Genomic DNA, 18857 nt, shown 5'->3' on the forward strand with positions numbered 1-18857 from the left:
CCCCCTAAATCCCCCTTAAAAAGGGGGACTTTGATTCCGGTTCCCCCCTTTTTTAAGGGGGGCTAGGGGGGATCTAGAAGTACTTAAAAGCACGTCCAAACACTTTTAAAACAGCCTATTAGAGACTATTTATAAAGTAAATCTTAAGTAAGGTGGGTTACGGCTTTACTATTATGCACCTTGTTACATAGCGGTGCGTTAGCACTTTGATGAAAATTTTTGTGACAAATCATCTAGAAATATGTGCCTAACACACCGTACAATAATCTTATTTTTACTTTATAAATAACCTCTAAGATTTTGCGATCGCAACTTTAACCCGATTGGGAGAAAAAAGCGTTACGGCAATTACAATAGAAGTAGGAATTTAAAATGGGACTCTGGCGATCGCGATCGCTTCTACACCTACGCTGCTGAATACTCCCACAATGGTCATTCCTGGGGAAATTTATAATGTGCTAATATTTGTCACTGGTGCTGGATTTGCTTGGTAGACTAGTCGTCGCCAAAGCTTATTGAAACCATAAAGATACTTTGCCTCATGGGTTACAAGTATTTGTACAAATTCAATTATCCAATCTTATTTCCTTAATGTTTCTCGCCTCTTCTGCTAAACCTATTGATGACAATCTCAAAAATTTTGTAGACGAAATAGAAGCGCAAAGTCCTAGTTTATCGGTTTTGGCAGCGCGTCAATTTCGTTATAGTTTGCGTCAAACTACTATAGAAGTAAATATCAAAGAACCCCGCCAGTTTAACGTACTCGAAGAATTTATTATCCGCGCTGCGATTGAATTTCAACCTCCGCCAACAGAGGATGAATTAGCCTCTGTACTTGGACTGGATTCTGTATTTATCAAAACTACCACTGCAACTCTTCGCTCATTACAAACTCTATCACCAACATCACCAATTACAGTTACTTCTGAAGGTCGCTCATTTTATGAAAAAGGGTCTGTACCACAGCCTCCATATCCTGTACAGCTTAATGCTATTACAGATCCTTTAAGCGACAAAATAACCTTTCAAACTGAATCACTAAGCGAGACAGTGATAAAGTTGCCAGACTTAGCAGATTTTATAACTATTGATCATATAATTACTGATATCTCTTCTTTACAACTTGAGGAAATCCAAAAATTTATTCAGGCTTCCGATTTAGCGCTTCATGTCCCAGAAGAGGGAAAAATCGTTACTTCTTATAAGGTATTAAATCCAACTCAAAAATTTTGGAGAAAGATATCGCTTTTCGTTATCTTCGATGCTCTTGAAGATAAATTAACCATCCAAATAAGAAATGGAAAACAAGTTTTAGAGTCAGCATCAAATTGGTTAGAAGCTCTACACGCTCAAGGTAAAATATCCTTACAAGCATTATGTAAATTGTCAGACGAAACCATCAATTTTGAACGTGAAGCCATTCTCCAACATAAAAATACTGAAATAGAAGCTAGGCTTGAAAATATTCGCCAAAAAACCTTAAAACCTGCGAAAAAAGCTGATAAAAAAGTAGATAAATCTCCAGTGGTAGGTGAAGTTGTACAGTTACGCGACGGACAAATTAGCCAAGCTTTCTCAGAAGTTTTGAATTCTGCTAAAAGTCAGGTTATTATTTATTCTCCTTGGGTGAATCAGGCAGTTGTCGATGAAAAATTTCTAACTTTGTTACAAAAATTAGCTAATCGTGGAGTTTGGATTTTAATTGGACATGGAATTGCGCGGCGACAAGAAGATGAAGAGAAACCAATTTCGCCAGAAGTAGAGAAAAAACTGCGAGCAATAAAAACACCTGATGGTTTATCATCTGTACAGGTTTTATGGCTGGGAGACTCCCATATAAAAGAAGTAATAGTTGATCAAGAAATCCATCTATGTGGATCTCATAACTGGCTATCTTATCGTGGTGATTACCTACCACGGGGTGAATCAGTTTATAAAGTCACAATTTTGCATCAAGTCCAAGAAGCTTATGAATTTTTCGCTAATCGCTTCCAAAATCAAGCTCAAAAATTATGGCAAAATGCTCTAAACAACCGCGATTCTAAACTGGCTGTGGAGTCTTTATATGTATGGGGTGCGCTAGGTATGGAAGACATTGCACTCAAAAACATACAGCAAAGCAATTGGCTGGAAATTCTGCCTATGTGGTTAAATGTGGCACTTCAAGGGTTAAGAACGAAGAATATACAAGCTGATTCAGAAAGTTTTGAAACCGCCCTTTCGTTGTTGAGTCAAGTTTCTATTGAAGAGGCTTTTCTTGAGTCATTGCAGCAAGGATGGCGTAAAGTTATCGGTGCGATCGCAATTAACAATCCTAAAATTGCTTTAAAGTTACTTAGCGATGAAGTCTGGGTGCAGTTTCTACGTCTCAATATTGCCCAAAATAGTGATTCACCTGATAATTTTATCTCGCAACATACTTTATCAAAAAAAATAAATAGATAACTATAGCAGTCAGCTTTGATTTTTGTTCGCGCAGTGCAAAAGCGATGGCAGCCAACAGGCAACAAGGCTTTTCAAGTGGTACTAAGTTTTTTCAAAAATTAAATATGATTTCTATATCGATATAAAATGCAAAAGCGATAGTCAAATTTCATACAAGGCAAACGTAGCCAAAACTTCCTATATTGTTCACCTATCTAAATAAATACAAATGTTCTAGTTTTTTACTTATTAGCCGTACTATCCATAACCAACAGCATTCTATAAAATTCCTCCCTAAGAATCACATGATCCCCCTTACCTGTGGTGGCAGACAGTCCTAAACTGAAGATGAGAGTTGAAAGGCAGTCGGGAGAAATTTTGTGAAAAAAGTATTATCAATCATCCTTGGCGGTGGCGCGGGTACTCGGCTTTACCCATTAACCAAACTCCGCGCTAAACCAGCAGTACCAGTAGCGGGGAAGTACCGCTTAATCGATATCCCTGTTAGTAACTGCATAAATTCCGAAATATTCAAAATCTACGTCCTGACACAATTCAACTCAGCTTCCCTGAATCGTCACATCGCCCGTACCTATAACTTTACTGGTTTCAACGAAGGTTTTGTGGAAGTGCTAGCTGCACAACAAACACCAGAAAATCCCAACTGGTTCCAAGGTACAGCCGATGCTGTGCGTCAGTATCTATGGTTGATGGAAGAATGGGATGTAGAAGAATATCTAATCCTGTCAGGCGATCACCTCTACCGGATGGATTATCGCCAGTTTATCCAACGCCATAGGGACACGGGGGCTGATATTACTCTCTCAGTCATCCCCATAGATGAGCGCCGCGCCTCAGATTTTGGCTTGATGAAAATTGACGATTCTGGTAGGGTAATTGACTTTAGCGAAAAACCTAAAGGCGAAGCGTTAACCCAAATGCAAGTTGATACAAGTGTACTGGGATTAACAAAAGAACAAGCCCTGAAACAGCCTTACATCGCCTCAATGGGGATTTATGTCTTTAAAAAAGAGGTTTTGTTCAAGTTGTTGAGAGAAGGTATAGAAAGAACTGATTTCGGTAAAGAAATTATTCCTGATGCCTCTAAAGATTACAACGTTCAAGCTTACCTTTTTGATGATTACTGGGAAGATATTGGAACAATCGAAGCCTTTTATCAAGCAAATTTAGCCCTGACTCAGCAGCCCCAGCCACCTTTTAGTTTCTACGATGAAAAAGCACCAATTTATACCCGCCCTCGTTACTTACCTCCGACTAAACTTTTAGATTGCCATATCACAGAATCAATTATTGGCGAAGGTTGTATTTTGAAAAATTGCCGCATTCAACATTCAGTTTTAGGAGTGCGATCGCGGATTGAATCTGGCTGCGTCATCGAAGAATCTTTACTCATGGGTGCAGATTTTTACCAAGCTTCTGTAGAACGGCAATGTAGCTTGATAGATAATGACATTCCCGTAGGCATCGGTACAGACACGATCATTCGCGGTGCCATCATTGATAAAAATGCCCGCATCGGTCATGATGTCAAAATTATCAATAAAGATAATGTGCAAGAAGCTGAACGCGAAAACCAAGGTTTTTACATCCGCAGTGGTATCGTCGTCGTGCTGAAAAATGCTGTAATTGCTGATGGAACAATCATTTAGTCATTGGTCATTAGTCATTAGTCATTAGTCATTGGTTAATAGTTACAAGTAACAAAGGACAACGGACAAATGACTAAACTGTTTTTGCTGATTGGTCTTCCAGGTAGCGGTAAGTCAACTTTTGCAAAACAATTAATGACAGAATGCCCCCAGATGCCGCTGATTTCTACGGATGGCATCAGGGGGCAATTGTTCGGTTCTCAAGCCCTTCAGGGGCCGTGGCTACTGATTTGGCAGGAAGTAGAAAGGCAATTTCGACAAGCTATTTCTACAGCAAATACAGCCATTTTCGACGCTACCAATGCCCAGCGCCGTCATCGCCGTGAAGTCATTGCTTTAGCCCGTGAATTGGGCTTTACCCAAATTATGGGAATTTGGGTGGATACACCAGTCTGGCTGTGTTTGGCACGTAATAAAAGGCGATCGCGCCAGGTTCCTGAAGAAATTATTTTGCGGATGCACCGTCAACTCCGGGATGCCCCCCCAAGCCTGGAAGAGGGGCTAGACGGGCTGATCCGCTTATCAGAAAAATCGGAGTACGGAAATTGCGATCGCACGTTGAGCAAGAACCACACTTGATTTTCTATATTCTTTGTTAATTTAAAATCAGATTCTTTTGCTTGGCACTCTACCTAGCAATCAAATATCTGTGTTCTTAAAAAAAACATAACAGTAATTTCTATAGGAGGCTAGTAGATGGCTGCAACCGACTTCAAGGACTATTACGCAATTTTGGGAGTTAATAAGACTGCCACTCAAGATGAGATTAAACAAGCCTTTCGTAAACTAGCCCGCAAATATCACCCCGATGTCAACCCAAATAACAAACAGGCAGAGGCACGCTTTAAAGAAGTTAGCGAAGCCTACGAGGTTGTTTCAGATGTAGATAAACGCAAAAAATATGACCAATTCGGTCAATATTGGAAGCAAGCTGGCGAAGGTTTCCCCGGCGGTGGCGTTGGTGCCGATATGGGTGGCTTTGACTTCAGTCAATACGGCAATTTTGATGAGTTCATTAATGAGTTGCTAGGACGCTTTGGCGGTGCTGCCCCTCGTGGTGGAGGCGGGCGACAAAGTTACTCTTACCGCCCTCCTACAGGTGCTACAAGTGGTTTTGGTGGCTTTAACGATTTTGGGTTTCAAGATGCAGGTGCGGGTACTTCCCAGGATAGTGAAGCTATAATCACCCTAACTTTTGCTGAAGCATTTAATGGTGTGCAAAAGCGCTTCAGTTTAGGTAACGAGACAATAGATGTTCGTATTCCATCTGGGGCTAAACCTGGTACTCGTCTGCGCGTGCGGGGTAAAGGTCAAATCAACCCGATGACTCAACAACGAGGGGATTTATACTTAAAAGTCGAACTTCAGCCGCACTCGTTCTTCCAAATGGAAGGCGATAACTTGGTGTGCGAAGTGGCAATCACACCAGATGAAGCTACTCTGGGAGCGTCTATTGATGTACCCACTCCCGACGGTTCAGTTAATGTCAAGCTACCAGCCGGGGTACGTTCTGGACAATCACTGCGTTTACGTGGCAAAGGTTGGCCCCTCGCCAAGGGTGGACGTGGCGATCAGTTGGTGAAGGTGGCGATCGCACCACCAAAAGACCTCAGCCAACAAGAACGAGAATATTATGAAAAAATCCGGGCTATACGTACTTATAATCCCCGCAGTCATTTGCAGCAAGTCAAGCTGTGAAAATTTCCGATTGTAGAAACGGTAAAATTTATCGTTTCTACATTGATTAAGTCTGATGCCGCGTATTTCTCGCGACAATGACAGACTTAAACGCTTCCATTGCCTCTGGTGTAGACTCGGTAGCTTGCCACGATGGACGTACAATTAAGCGATCGTGCCAAGCATTCAGTTTTGGATAGTCATTTAAAGAAATCCCTACTTCCGGCAGCCATATTACTACAGTTCCAGCCACAACCTCAGCCATAGTTAGGTTTTGACTACCAAAGTAAGGGCGATCGTCAAGTAAATTCTCGAATAATTTGAGTACTGTTGAAATTTTCTGCTTCGCCTGCTCGATTTTTTCGGGATTTTCTCCAGGTAAGCCTAATATCTGAGGTAAAAATGTGGTGGTTGCTGGCAAAAGCTCATTCACAGTTACCAGTTGTACCATCCGTGCGATCGCTAAATCCTTGGCATCTTTAGGCAACATCGCAGGTGTGGGATATTTTGTCTCTAAATAGTCCAGAATTGCTAAAGATTCCACTACATTAAAGCCGTCATCTACCAAAGCTGGTATGTGATGGAATGGATTAATTGCCAAAAACTCTGGTTTAAACTGCTCCCCATCCAGCTTTATTTCTACTAATTCAAACTCAAGTCCTTTTTCCAGCAGAGTAATCCAGACGCGGCGAGAGTTAGGAGAAATAGATGAATGATAAAGGGTCAGCACCATAAAACCTCACAGTTTTATCAGTAGAGTGGGTATTGCCAATTTTACACCTTATACTCAATTAAATTGTTCTAACAGAGTCTCAACACTAGCATTGTGATCCAGAAAAGAAAATAAATGCCAGTAGCTGAGTTTCCCTTCTTTATCTAATACAAACTGGGCTGGTAAAGGCGCTCCTAGTGCTTGCCCTACTTGATAGGTACGAAAAATTCGACAGCTAGGATCGCTCAATAACGGCATTTTTAAGCCTAAATCTTTCACAACAATTTGACTCTGCCGTTCATCGGTACTAGTAATCATTAAAACTTCTATACCGCGATTTTTAAATTGCTCATAGTTCTCATTCAAGGCTTTGATATGAGGAAAACAAAAAGGGCAATATTGTTTTTCAGTAAAGATGCGAGTAAAGGCGAGTAACACTGGTTGCTTGCCTTTATAATCAGACAATTTTACTAAAGTTCCGTTGGTAATATCTGGTAGTTGAAAATCAGGCGTTCCTACTCCAAACCTGAGTTGATTTCTAGCTGGAACTGGTAAAAAGTTGCGGAAGAATCGCTCATTTAATAAGCCACTAAAATCAGTTGAAGTCAACATATTTTTAACCCTAATTATTTAAATACTATTTTATGAAAAAACCACAGATAGATACAGAGGTTGACACTGTTTCATGTGTATCTCTGTTTATCTGTGGTTTTCATTGATTTTGCTCTCAACTCCAACAACTTGGATTAGAGTTTGCTAACGGAATTTAGACAGCAGAGAAGTAAACTTTAGACTTCACTGGGTCAGGATTCATTGTCTTGTCACCAGGTTGCCAACCAGCTGGGCAAACTTCATCGGGGTGAGATTGAACATACTGAATTGCTTGTAATGTCCGCAGGGTTTCATCAACGCTGCGACCAAAAGCTAGGTTGTTGATGGTAGCGTGCTGTATGATACCATCTTTATCGATGATGAACAGACCACGCAAGGCAATGCCGGCTGCTGGGTCAAGAACGTTGTAAGCGGCGCTAATCTCTTTCTTGATGTCTGAGACTAGAGGATAATTCAGGTCGCCGACACCACCAGACTTACGATCTGTTTGAATCCAAGCGAGGTGGGAGAATTCACTGTCAACGGAAGCCCCAAGGACTTCGGTATTGATTTTCTTGAATTCTTCGTAGCGATCGCTAAATGCTGTGATTTCAGTAGGACAAACAAAGGTAAAGTCTAGTGGGTAGAAAAACAGGACGACATACTTACCGCGATAATCGGAAAGTTTGATTGTCTTAAATTCCTGATCTACCACAGCTGTTGCTGTGAAATCGGGAGCTTGTTGGCCAACGCGGAGGCTTCCTTCGGTTCCGTAAGTAAGGGACATTAACCTAATTCTCCTTTATCGGTTTATTAGCGTTGGAATACGGGTCAAGTAAAACTCGCCCATCCACGCTCTCACAGTTTAATTACGATCTGTTACGACTATATCATACTCATAACGATTTTGAGTAGCCAATGCCAGATTTAGATACAAGAGAATGGTTACTTACCAATGGCTTAGGAAGTTTTGCCAGTGGTACGATTTCTGATGTCCGCACACGCACCTATCACGGTTGGCTGTTTACCGCTACAAACCCACCTTCTGGGCGGACTCTGCTGTTTTCACACTTAGACGCTAGCTTAGAAGTATCGGGGAACGTTGTAGCACTGGGGACAAATGTTTGGGGTAACGGTCAGATTGAACGGACAGGCTACGAACTGTTGCGTTGTTTTGATATTAACCCAGTTCCAAAATGGATTTGGGGTCGAGATAACTGGCAATTAAGCAGACAATTGGTGATGCCTTATGGGTTGGTAGAGGCTGAAAACTTTGGAACAGACAGGAAAGAGGTAATTTCTCATTCTCCTCCTTGCCTCCAGCAAAGTGCCCCTCTACCTCTTCCCAATGCCCAATTTTGCGATCGAATCTTGATCCAATATCGCTATGACGGAAGCGATACAGCAATTTTACGGCTGCGACTGCTGATCGCAGAACGTGATTTTCACCACCCACAAATTGCTAGTTCAGGATTACAGTTCTCAGAATTGCTTGGGCAACAGCAAATCTGCCTGCAAGCAAAAAAATTGGGTAATTTCGGTATACCTTGGCACTTGCGTTGGACAAAAGGAAAATATCAACCAGATGCAGTTTGGTATTGGAATTATGGATTGTCTGAGGAGACAAAACGGGGATTAAGTGACAAAGAAGACCTCTACAGCCCTGGTTACTTGATAGTCAGACTGCAACCAGGAGATGTGGTAACACTAGAAGCAAGAGTAGGTTTTCCAAACTTGATGGCAGGTGTTCTCACTTCCGAAACCTTTGCAGAAGCCGTGGAGATAGAGCAAGACCGGCTCTCTCAGATTTTTGGATGGAGTGAGGGGGGTAGGGGAGTAGGGGAGCAGGGGGCAGGAGAGCAGGGGGCAGGGGGAGCAGGGGGAGCAGGGGAGACAAGGGGACAAGGGGACAAGGGGACAAGAGGTGAGAACTTGAAACAAGTCTTTCCCCTTGTGCCTAATTCTCCTTGTCCCCAAGTCCTCTTGCCCATACCCAATGCCCCATGCCCAATGCCCCATGCCCAATCCCCAATCTGGCAACAACTACTTAAAGCAAGCGATCAGTTTATCGTCTATCGAGCCTCAATAGCTTGTCCCACAATCATTGCTGGTTATCACTGGTTTAATGAGCGAGGGCGCGACATATTAATTGCCTTACCTGGATTGGCACTAGTTCCACAGCGCTTTGATCTGGCAAAAGGAGTATTACGGACTTTTAGGCATTACTATCGTCACGGTTTAATGCCTAATGTATTTCCTGATGCCGATGGCGAACCACTTTATAACAGTATTGATGCGGCGCTGTGGTGGGTTGAAACTTTAGGGCTTTATTTAGAAGCTACCCAAGACTGGGAATTTTTGGCAGAGCAATTCTCTGTAGTCCAACAAATCCACAAAGCCTTTGTTGGTGGTACACACTACAATATCCAGGTTGATGCTATTGATGGGCTAATTAGTTGGGATGCTCGTGGTGTAGCTCTCACATGGATGGATGTCGTAATTGGAGCAAATCCTGTTACTCCACGTCACGGTAAGCCGGTGGAAATCAATGCGCTGTGGTATTCAGCTTTATGTTGGCTAAGTCGGTGGGCAGAACGCTTAAGTTCGCTTGAACTTGGCGATCCAGTGCGTCTCACTAAACAAGCACAGCGTTATGCTCTGCAAGCAGAAAAGGTTAAAACCTCGCTGCAAAAGTTCTGGAATCCTCAGTTGGGTTATTTATACGATACTATCGAGCCAGACGATCGCCGGAATTTTCAAATTCGTCCCAATGCGGTTTTGGCGCTGTCACTGCACCACTGTGGATTTTCTGCCCAACAAGGGAGTCAGATACTAGATTTGGCAACTATCAGCTTGCTGACTCCTTATGGTCTTCGCAGTCTCGATCCAGGAGATCCCGAATATAAAGGGAGATATGAGGGTAATCAAGAGCAACGCGATCGCGCCTATCACCAAGGCACTGTTTGGGGTTGGCTAATTGGACCATATATTCGGGCTTGGCAACGTTTTTATCCACAACAATCGCTGCCTTTTGATTGGCAACCTCTGCTAGATAATTTCTTATCTGGCGCTTGTCTTGGCTCTATTTCTGAGATATTTGATGGCGATGCACCTCATACACCTAGAGGTGCGATCGCTCAAGCTTGGTCAGTTGCCGAAGTAATTCGCCACATTAAATAGTGCTGAGTTTTGAGTTCTGAGTATTAGAAATGCCTATAGATCAATACTCACTATTTATAACTTTTAAAGTGGCTCAGGTTGGAATTGAACCAACGACCTCAGGCTTATGAGTCCCGCGCTCTAACCAACTGAGCTACTGAGCCATATATCTTCAAATCATAAACTAGTATAGCATACAAATTTGCTCAATACTAAGATTTTTGCAATTTTCTTACAGCTTTCATCCCTGTTGAGTTTATAAAAAGCAAAAGAGGGAGGTAAACTCCCTCAACAAAACAAGGCAAGGATTTAGTTACAGATAGCCAAGAAATTATATGCGATCCGGTAACATGGCGATTGGGTTAACAGCACCCTTACCTGATGGATGGATTTCAAAGTGGGTGTGTGGGCCAGTACTGTGACCAGTGCTACCCATTAAAGCAATTGTTTCTCCTTGATGTACCTGCTGACCAGGTTGCACTAGAATCTTGCTGTTATGAGCATAGCGAGTCGTGCTGCCATCAGGATGGCGAACTTCGACAAGGTTGCCGTAGCCACCATTGTTCCAGCCTGCTTTTTCTATCGTCCCCTCAGCTGAGGCGACAACTGGCGTGCCAGTGGAGTTAGCAACGTCAATTCCTTTGTGCATTCTACCCCAGCGCCAGCCATAACCAGAGGTAAGGGTACCTTTTGCCGGCCATGTGTAAGCTACGGTTGAGGAAGATGGAGGAGGTGTCAGTTCGTCAATGGGCCTGGGCAGATATTGATCCACTGCTGCCAAAGGCGGTAGTATCTGTGGAGTAACTGTGGTTCCCCGCATCTTTCCTAAGGAGTCAGAGGCATTTACTCTTCCAGGAGGAGTTGCAACTCTTGTAGGAGATTTAGTGCGAGCGGGAGTCCACTGACTAGCAGAACCGAGATTGGGCAAGAATTCTGGGTTTACTGGTTCGGTAGGACGTACACTAGTACGGAATTGGGGCTTGATTGGTTGAGCGCTATAGGTAGCTCTAATAGGTGTAGGAACTGGAATTGGTATCGCGACACTATTTGGTCGAACAGCAGAATTAGGTACGATGAAATTATTGGGAGTAGAAATAGGAGTGAGCATTGCAGCGTTAGTAGTATCGCTAGCTGCTGGCACAACTAAATTACCAGACTGTTGAGCGCGGTATTTCTGCTGTAATCTCTGAATTTCCGCTTGCAAGCCGCGCAAACGGTCATTATTATTTCCCCGTGCTACCCTATTTGCCGATGTTTTAGGCTGTTGTATTTCAGCAAAAGCTGTTGGCACTGGATCTTCACCACCAACACCATAAGACCTAGCAGGAGTGGTAGGGCGTACTTCTAAGTCAGTGGCACTATTTGCCTGAACCTGATTGTTCGCAATTACCGGTGTAGGGACGGCAACGCTGCTGTTGTCGGCAATAGATGGTGATTGTGAAGGAGTTGGTAGATAGGAGTTGGCACTACCAATGTTCATAGGAGAGGTAGCTACTTTTGGAGTTTTGCTGGACTCCACAAAAGTAGGTTGACTCGCTACAGCAGGTTGGCTGACTACAGTAGGTTGATTCGCTACTGTTACCTCAACTTGACTAGCAGGAATAATTAGTTTTTGACTAATTTTCAGTTCATTGGGATTGTTGAGGTTATTTACCTTAACTAGTTCTGATACTGAAGTATTGTATTTGCTGGCGATCGCTGCTAGTGTATCTCCAGGCTTAACTTCGTAGGCGGTTCGAGCCGAGGACGCAATAAGTGTTGGTGTAGCTGGTACTGGTGCAATTGCACTTGTCTGATTCTTCTGTTTTAACTTCGATATCAAGTTCGCTTTGCTTGCATCGTCAGAAGTATTCGGCTGGACTAATGCAGTTTTTTCAACTCCAGTCGTCGGTTGTGCCAAACCAATATCAGCTGGTGATAAGTTTTCAGTTTCCCCAGACTGTAACTGTGCGAGACTTTTTCTTAACCGATTAGATTTTTCTTGTAAGCGATTCAGTGCAAACTCTTGTTGTGCCTTAAGTTGTGCATTTATCTCACCGTTGACTGCACCAGATGTTGCTACTGTTTGTGGCTGGGCATTCAATAAAACATTTGTACTGCCAACACCATCAGCACTATAGTCAGACAAATTATTGACTGTTGGGAAACTAGTCTCAGCTAATGTGTTGTTCAAACCCTGTGCCACTTGTGGCTTCAGGTTAGTGGAATTTTTATAACCAGCTGTTGCTTGAGAAAATGTTTCTGATGCAGGAATTTGCAAAGATATTCCATTTGCCGCGACTTGCCATTTAGCTTCAAGCCCAGGCACTTGTGAGACTGCCGTTGGTTCCACGATCACAGGATTTTCCGGCACGCTCGCTGATGAGACTGCTTGGGACTCCAGCTTTGTGGAGGCAAATTTCACTTCAGTGTCAGGAGCAGCAGGAATCGAAGAGGAAGCCTTTTGGCTGCCTACTGGCACCGCTGCTTGGGCTTGATCGCTTTGTCGAGTCACCAAAAGGCTGGTTGCTCCCATAGAGATTGCCAAGCCAATCATGGCGGCTTTTGTCCGCACCCGGCGGTTAACTTTTGGATTCATCACATTTTGCAGTTCTACCGGGGCATCATCGCTGTTGGGGTTATTGTTCAACACAGCTTTTACTCTCTTTTTTAATGCTCGTTTCAAAGACGACCTCCTATGATCACTAGCGCTTAACTGACCTCGATTTTTCAGTTGGATACTAGTCAATGATTTAGATCACAACAAATGATAGATCAAGATCACATTCACCAGAGATGCTTACGCAAGATTAACCTGCTTCTCTGATTTAGACAAGTTTACATGTATTAGCAAAACTTAAAGTTTGCTGTGTTTACTTGTCCGAACCACTCCTAACACCACTTAGGACGTTTATAACTCTTTACCATTATCCGCGCTTGTCTTGCGTCAATCACGGGGACTAAACAAATGATTTGCCTAGTCTATAGTCGCTGCCGAAAAATAAATTGCTTGCGACTTCTGGAAAAGTGATGCCCCCTGCTGTAGATATCTTCAAGATATTTCTAGCCCATCAGTCTTCTCAACACGAGACTTTACGTTGATTATTCCCTAAAAAACAACCGTATTAACTATCGTCTAATTTTAGGCTGCTTTTGGGAGTTCAACGAGCAAAAACAGCTCAAATACATGACATGACTGGATTTTAGCGCTTTTGTTCCCAATTTAGGATGCTTCAAATTCATCAAAATCTATCATTCAAATTTGGCATTATCTCAAGTTTTATATATAAATTTCTTATAATAACCTTCCTCTCTTTGTAAGTATCTTCCACTACAATTGGCGAATAAACCCAGGATTTGGTATATTCTTTTACATATTTTGCCGTAAACAAAAAAATCTTGCTGCCAAAATTCTCCAGTTTAGATAGATATTTGTAGAGACAACAAGTAAATATACTTAGCTTGTGAAGGTAAACAACTATTGTAGATAGCCTAACTGACGACGGGTTTCAAATAAGCCAATTGCCACACTGACTGACAAGTTCAAGCTGCGAACCCCTGGTTGGCTCATGGGAATATACAGAGTAGCATCGCAATCTGACAAAATTGTTGGTGGTAAGCCCGTAGTTTCACTACCAAATAGTAGCCAATCATCGGGTTGATATTGAAAGCTGACGTAACTAAAATTCCCACCAACGGTATAACCTAACCATCTGCCTCCACGCTCTTGATGTACGTTTTTAAAGGCTTCTAGGGTTTCGTGATAATGGAGTTTGACATAAGGCCAGTAATCTAAGCCGGCTCTTTTGAGGTAGCGATCGCTAATTTCAAACCCCAATGGCCCTACCAAATGCAACTCTGTACCTGTTGCTGCACAAGTACGAGCAATATTACCTGTATTAGGAGGAATTTGTGGGTTAACTAAAACGACCTGGGGCATTGTCCGTATAATCTACGTATTGTATAAAACAATTTATTGTCAATGTTAAATCTACCAAAGGGTAGAGGCTATTCATAGGTTTTGTTAATAATAATCAAGCATCATCCATCGATTAGATTTTTAAAACAATAGCACAAAGCCTCCCAGAGCAATCCCTGAGAGGATATTTGGCTAAAATTGGCAAATATTAAGTTTTATGTAGAAAGATTAAACACTTGTGTATTTTAGGGCTGGTAGTATCTCCCAAGATATCTACCATTGGGTATGGGGCATCCAGAAGAGACATAGGAGACGAGGAAGAGGGGGGAGACAAGGGAGAAACTTGAATAATTCTCCCCTTATCTTCCCTGTCCCCCTGCTCCCTTGCCCCCTGCTCCTCTGCCTCTTCAATTAAGCTAGTAGGGACGAACACAATTTGTCTTCGAGTTCAATTTCGCGTTCTTGGGTGGCGAGAATAGCCTGAGTGATGACGCGCTGGCTGTCAAAACCGACTGTGTGTAACTGCAACCACTGTTGAGCTTCATTGCCTTCGCGGAGAATTTTGTGCAATGGGGAAAGAAAACAGCTAAAGCCTCGTTGTTTAGCGATCGCCCAAACATCTTGGTACATTTGGGTAATCCAATCTCTGGCTAGGATGCTTCTACCATCCTGCCAATGCCTCAAATGAGCATCGAGACTACCAGCCGCCGCCGCAGCTTCGTTTTCAGCAGTCAGGGTGACGAGTTCTTCGTCAGAGAAAATACTTTGAGTTAAAGGATCGATGTTGGGATTTTCGATTACTTGCAATAAACGCGCTTCTAATAAGGCAGTAATGGCTAGTAAGGCAATGGGATCTGTGATTAAATCGCAAATTCGTAGTTCTAGGCGATTTAGATCATAAGGGCGGCGATCGCCATTTGGTCGCACCGATGTCCACAAATGCCGAACATTTTGCATGGTTCCGGCAACGAGTTGATCTTCCACCCACTGGATATGATCGGCGTGGCTGGCAAATAATGGTACATGGCTAGGCGTTTGCGGAAATAGGCCCCAGCGAGTGGAGTGATAGCCAGTAGTTTTGCCATCTAGGAAGGGAGATGAGGCGCTGAGGGCAAGAAATAAAGGTGCTTCCATACGGATCACTCGACACGCCCGCATTAATACTTCTGGATCGCTGATGCCTATGTTAATGTGTACGCTGGCGGTGACTACTTTTGTTCCGTAGGTGTTCTCAATGTAGTCATGATAGGGATTTGCTGGATCGGAACGCAGAAAGCGATCGCCGCCACCTAACGATAAAGTACTTCCCGGTATCAAGGTGTAATCGCCCAAGTGATTGAGGTAGTTTCGCAACTCCCGCCGAGGACGCAGCAAGGCACACAATAAATTTTCGTAATTATGGGATGGTTGGGTTATGTATTCTACATTGCGGCTATCTGGCTCCCGCATAAATCCATCCAAGGCTGCAATAATTTTGTCGGAGAGACCGACGATTTCACCTTGAGGTGTGCCAGTATATATCTCGATCTCAAAGCCTTTTAATAAGACCACCTTGTTCTCCTCGGCTCTCTCTGCCTATAAATTGTATCGAATTAGACGCATCTTTAGGATCTATCTTTCAGTCAATCAAAGGTTAAGAATCATGTAATTAATGATTCATGCCAAGTTATGATGACAGATTTCTTGGCTGTTCTTCAAAAAATTATTACTACTGAAATTACTGAAGGCTCTGCTGTAAGTAATCTGGAAATTGAGGTGAAGTGTAACTTTCCAGAAAAAAACAACCTAATTCACAGTAAATGCAAAAAATTATCTGCGTAGTATAGGGTTAGAAAATGGTCATTAAACACCCAACTTGCCTGTATTTATTCTCCTATTAACCAGACGCAATTGCTGCGATCGCTTCAAATATTTTACCCAAGGTTCCTCGGACAAGTGGGAAATTGCATTTAGTGACAGTGTTGCCGTAAATATATCTCTTCCACTAGTAACACCACTGATGCCTAAATTTTCTAAAACAGCAGTTGCAGCAGAGTCTAAAATTGGTTCAGTATGGATAAAAACTTCTAAATTCGCTTCCTCTGGGTTTTGAACATCATTGAGCGCTGTAGCAAGGGCAGCATCTAACTTTTGAAAATCCATGAGCAGTAAGTGGGTAAAAAGCAGGCAATTCTTAACCTATCGTATAGCTAAGGTATCAAACTTGCGAGTTTTTATTGCCTATCTCTGTATAGATTTAATGGGCGATTTCCTATGTCCAATTACAGATTAATTGCTGTTCTCTCTGGCTTTGAGATTTATTGAGAGCCTAAACGCAGATTATGCTTGTATATTAATATTCCCTTTCTCTATGAAAGTACCACTCAAAGTTGCTCCTTAAAAATCAGCATCTAAAGCAGTTATTCGGATTTAAATTGCCTCTGTTAAGTCAGCAATTTTAAAATTAGCACTGTTTAATTTAGTAGCCGTATAATCTTCAAGAGACGCGATATATTTATTGTGTTAAAGGTGTTAAATATATCGCATCTCTGAGGCTAATTACAGATTTAAAGCGTTAATCACTCCATAACCCCATTTCTCATCAAATGTCCCTGCGGGTTTTCCAGGAATTGCACTATTTTTACGTAGCAAGTCTTTCACAGCAGCAGGATCGAGATTGGGATCTCGCTGCAATAGTAATGCTACTAACCCACTAACAAATGGTGTTGCCATACTCGTACCAGCCTGCACCACAAACTTGGAATTAATCATCGATGAGCGGTCAAAATTTGCATCAGCAGAGAGTGTGGAAATAATCATTGCTCCTGGTGCTGCTACATCCGGCTTGTGTCCATCATTTCGTAGAGGACCTTCACTACTGAATTCCGAAATAGTGTGCAATTCTAACCCCATTTCTCGCACTTCGTTATCAATATCTGTGTACTTGGTTTTAGTAGTATAGGCGGCAACTGTAATTGCACTGCTGGCGGCTCCTGGCGAACCAATTTTTAGCGCATCTTTCACACTTTTACCTGTAAAAAACACTGATGAAGTATCATCTAATGTCCATACATCTAAACGTGTGTCAGTTGCAGAACTGTTGCGAACTCGCAGTTGCCAAACACCTCCCATAACTGGCGAGGAGCCAATACCCCGAATTTGTACAAAGAAATTATGGTCGCCATTGGCTTTATCTGGCGCTGGTGTGGCTAATTGTACCCTTGCATCTGGTAACTGGTAATCTTGTGCGGCATTACCGTCAGTAATTATTTTTTGGAATGGGGTGACAAAACCGTTAGGACTCCGCACAGACACTTCTAATTCGCTGTCTTTGGAATACCAAGCATTTAACCAAACTATGCCTATTTGATTCAAAGGAACATTAAAGCGCATACCACGAGTGCGTCCACTGGGTATTATCGCTTGTCCATGAATGTTATCGTTTCCTTCGTTACCCGCAGCACAGCAAACTATTCTTCCAGGGCCAGTTTCCGCGTCAATAACTTTGGATAAGGAATCACTACCATCATGGGCATCAGCGTGTCCACCCAAGCTGAGATTCACCACGGCTGCGCGTCCTAACTCTCTAGCAATTCGGAAAATGTAACGCACACCATCAGCAATATGGGCATCCTGTAAATCTGACCTGACAACAACTAATTCCGCTTCTGGTGCTACACCGCCATAGCTAGCATCGGCACCGGCGGCAATTCCGGCAACATGAGTACCATGACCGCCAGTATCCTGAGAAATTGTCAGTTGCGCTCCCGTAAATTCCGCCCCATAGCCGCCTTCGGTTACTCCTGGCCCTGGCAGTGTTTGATCCCAAATGTGTAAAATTCGTCCAGCAAAAGCGGGGTGTTTCGGATCAATGCCACTGTCTATAATGCCGATGATTACTCCTTTACCAGTCAGTCCGGTTTTGTTCTGGAACTCCGGGAGTTTGACTGCTTCCATTGCAGTGTCCATCCTCAAATGAAGTTTGCGTGATGGCTTGATGCGTTGGATAACGTCTTCTTCAGACAATACATCTAAACTTTCTATCGGTAAAAAAGCCGTCCGCACACTCCCAGAGTTTTGATTGACTTCAATGTTATATTGTGATAAATAACTCAAGTCTGCATCAGGATCGCAATAGATAAAAACGACGCTCTTTGTTGGCTTGACTGGGCTTTTGTGGGCAATGATGCCAAGCGATCGCTTGTGTGTAACTAAAGCTTTATCTCCCTCATTTTGATAGTCTTGAAATGCCAACAGTAGTCCGGGAGAAAGTTTTTCGTGTCTCATTTTTACCTCAAATTCAATTTATTGAGTGAAAGCAAAGTAGTTTATTAGCATAAGTCGCTCTGGCATTAATGCAGACTATGCAGTTTTTTCGCCTTGATTATTTGATGCGACTATAGTTATCTATTTTTTATAGATAACATCAAATAAGCTTAGGAGGCGGTAATTAATTCCTAAGACAATTGCTAATTCATAACTCATATTCCTGAATTATGTCTCCTAATAGTGAGTGATTTTCTGTACTTGTAAGACATTTTTGAGCAGACGCATCTCAGAATTACCCAAGACTGAGCTAAGAGGTAATTTTTATGGAGCTATTAAACTAATCCACTATCTGCCTAAATCATTACGGACAAAGTTAAAAAAATAAAATTAAGAATAATTAAGTAATAAATAAAAAAGATAAATTTAAGAAATTTTAAATACTAAAAAGTTGTATACTAACTTCTTTTGATTTCTGTGC

The 18857-nt window shown here is 42.5% G+C and carries 13 protein-coding genes and 1 tRNA gene; 5 read left to right on the forward strand and 9 right to left on the reverse strand.

The annotated features are described in order from the left end of the window. The first annotated feature begins 534 nt into the window (after nucleotides 1–534). The 4 genes from GJB62_RS09900 to GJB62_RS09915 all read left to right on the forward strand — a co-directional run bounded on the left by GJB62_RS09900 (nucleotide 535) and on the right by GJB62_RS09915 (nucleotide 5792). Complete coding sequence (locus tag GJB62_RS09900; protein WP_245246129.1) at nucleotides 535–2445, forward strand: hypothetical protein; 1911 nt, start codon at nucleotides 535–537, stop codon at nucleotides 2443–2445. Nucleotides 2446–2804: 359 nt separating this feature from the next. Next, entirely contained in the window at nucleotides 2805–4094 is a 1290-nt protein-coding gene (locus GJB62_RS09905) for a glucose-1-phosphate adenylyltransferase (RefSeq protein WP_114084227.1), read from the forward strand. Nucleotides 4095–4163: 69 nt separating this feature from the next. Next, nucleotides 4164–4673 (forward strand): AAA family ATPase, encoded by a 510-nt coding sequence (locus GJB62_RS09910; protein WP_114084226.1) that lies wholly within the window; start codon nucleotides 4164–4166, stop codon nucleotides 4671–4673. 117 nt (nucleotides 4674–4790) lie between these two features. After that, nucleotides 4791–5792, forward strand: a complete 1002-nt coding sequence (locus tag GJB62_RS09915; RefSeq protein ID WP_114084225.1) for a DnaJ C-terminal domain-containing protein — start codon at nucleotides 4791–4793, stop codon at nucleotides 5790–5792. Between the two features lie 46 nt (nucleotides 5793–5838). On the opposite strand, the gene GJB62_RS09920 is transcribed toward GJB62_RS09915, so the two are convergent. From GJB62_RS09920 to GJB62_RS09930, 3 genes are all read right to left on the reverse strand, one after another. Then, complete coding sequence (locus tag GJB62_RS09920) at nucleotides 5839–6501, reverse strand: glutathione S-transferase family protein (protein ID WP_114084387.1); 663 nt, start codon at nucleotides 6499–6501, stop codon at nucleotides 5839–5841. A gap of 57 nt (nucleotides 6502–6558) precedes the next feature. Beyond that, complete coding sequence (locus GJB62_RS09925; protein ID WP_114084224.1) at nucleotides 6559–7095, reverse strand: peroxiredoxin; 537 nt, start codon at nucleotides 7093–7095, stop codon at nucleotides 6559–6561. Between the two features lie 154 nt (nucleotides 7096–7249). Next, a complete protein-coding gene (locus tag GJB62_RS09930; RefSeq protein WP_069068387.1) occupies nucleotides 7250–7861 on the reverse strand; it encodes a peroxiredoxin in 612 nt (203 codons plus the stop codon). A 131-nt stretch (nucleotides 7862–7992) separates the two neighbouring features. On the opposite strand from GJB62_RS09930, the gene GJB62_RS09935 reads away from it, so the two are divergent. Beyond that, nucleotides 7993–10254, forward strand: a complete 2262-nt coding sequence (locus tag GJB62_RS09935; RefSeq protein ID WP_114084223.1) for an amylo-alpha-1,6-glucosidase — start codon at nucleotides 7993–7995, stop codon at nucleotides 10252–10254. Between the two features lie 69 nt (nucleotides 10255–10323). Here GJB62_RS09935 and GJB62_RS09940 read toward each other — a convergent pair. From GJB62_RS09940 to GJB62_RS09965, 6 genes are all read right to left on the reverse strand, one after another. Next, a tRNA-Met gene (locus GJB62_RS09940) sits at nucleotides 10324–10397 on the reverse strand. Nucleotides 10398–10564: 167 nt separating this feature from the next. Then, nucleotides 10565–12898 (reverse strand): peptidoglycan DD-metalloendopeptidase family protein, encoded by a 2334-nt coding sequence (locus GJB62_RS09945; RefSeq protein ID WP_114084222.1) that lies wholly within the window; start codon nucleotides 12896–12898, stop codon nucleotides 10565–10567. A 792-nt stretch (nucleotides 12899–13690) separates the two neighbouring features. Next, entirely contained in the window at nucleotides 13691–14152 is a 462-nt protein-coding gene (locus GJB62_RS09950; RefSeq protein ID WP_114084221.1) for a tRNA (cytidine(34)-2'-O)-methyltransferase, read from the reverse strand. 390 nt (nucleotides 14153–14542) lie between these two features. Then, on the reverse strand, nucleotides 14543–15682 hold the full coding sequence (gene gshA, locus GJB62_RS09955) for a glutamate--cysteine ligase (protein ID WP_114084220.1): 1140 nt from the start codon (nucleotides 15680–15682) through the stop codon (nucleotides 14543–14545). 291 nt (nucleotides 15683–15973) lie between these two features. Further along, nucleotides 15974–16273 carry a hypothetical protein gene (locus GJB62_RS09960; protein ID WP_114084219.1) on the reverse strand — a complete coding sequence of 100 codons (300 nt, stop codon included), beginning with the start codon at nucleotides 16271–16273 and terminating at the stop codon, nucleotides 15974–15976. A 396-nt stretch (nucleotides 16274–16669) separates the two neighbouring features. Then, entirely contained in the window at nucleotides 16670–18397 is a 1728-nt protein-coding gene (locus GJB62_RS09965) for a S8 family peptidase (RefSeq protein ID WP_114084218.1), read from the reverse strand. Between the last annotated feature and the right edge of the window lie 460 nt (nucleotides 18398–18857).

Origin of the sequence: Nostoc sp. ATCC 53789 (genome assembly GCF_009873495.1) — a bacterium.
GTDB classification, from domain to species: Bacteria; Cyanobacteriota; Cyanobacteriia; order Cyanobacteriales; family Nostocaceae; genus Nostoc; species Nostoc muscorum_A.

What these genes read in the sequence shown, in the direction of transcription:
- GJB62_RS09950 (WP_114084221.1), bottom strand. Translation starts at nt 14,152, where the DNA reads ATGCCCCAGGTCGTTTTAGTTAACCCACAAATTCCTCCTAATACAGGT.
- GJB62_RS09925 (WP_114084224.1), bottom strand. Translation starts at nt 7,095, where the DNA reads ATGTTGACTTCAACTGATTTTAGTGGCTTATTAAATGAGCGATTCTTC.
- GJB62_RS09930 (WP_069068387.1), bottom strand. Translation starts at nt 7,861, where the DNA reads ATGTCCCTTACTTACGGAACCGAAGGAAGCCTCCGCGTTGGCCAACAA.
- GJB62_RS09960 (WP_114084219.1), bottom strand. Translation starts at nt 16,273, where the DNA reads ATGGATTTTCAAAAGTTAGATGCTGCCCTTGCTACAGCGCTCAATGAT.
- GJB62_RS09935 (WP_114084223.1), top strand. Translation starts at nt 7,993, where the DNA reads ATGCCAGATTTAGATACAAGAGAATGGTTACTTACCAATGGCTTAGGA.
- GJB62_RS09965 (WP_114084218.1), bottom strand. Translation starts at nt 18,397, where the DNA reads ATGAGACACGAAAAACTTTCTCCCGGACTACTGTTGGCATTTCAAGAC.
- GJB62_RS09915 (WP_114084225.1), top strand. Translation starts at nt 4,791, where the DNA reads ATGGCTGCAACCGACTTCAAGGACTATTACGCAATTTTGGGAGTTAAT.
- GJB62_RS09910 (WP_114084226.1), top strand. Translation starts at nt 4,164, where the DNA reads ATGACTAAACTGTTTTTGCTGATTGGTCTTCCAGGTAGCGGTAAGTCA.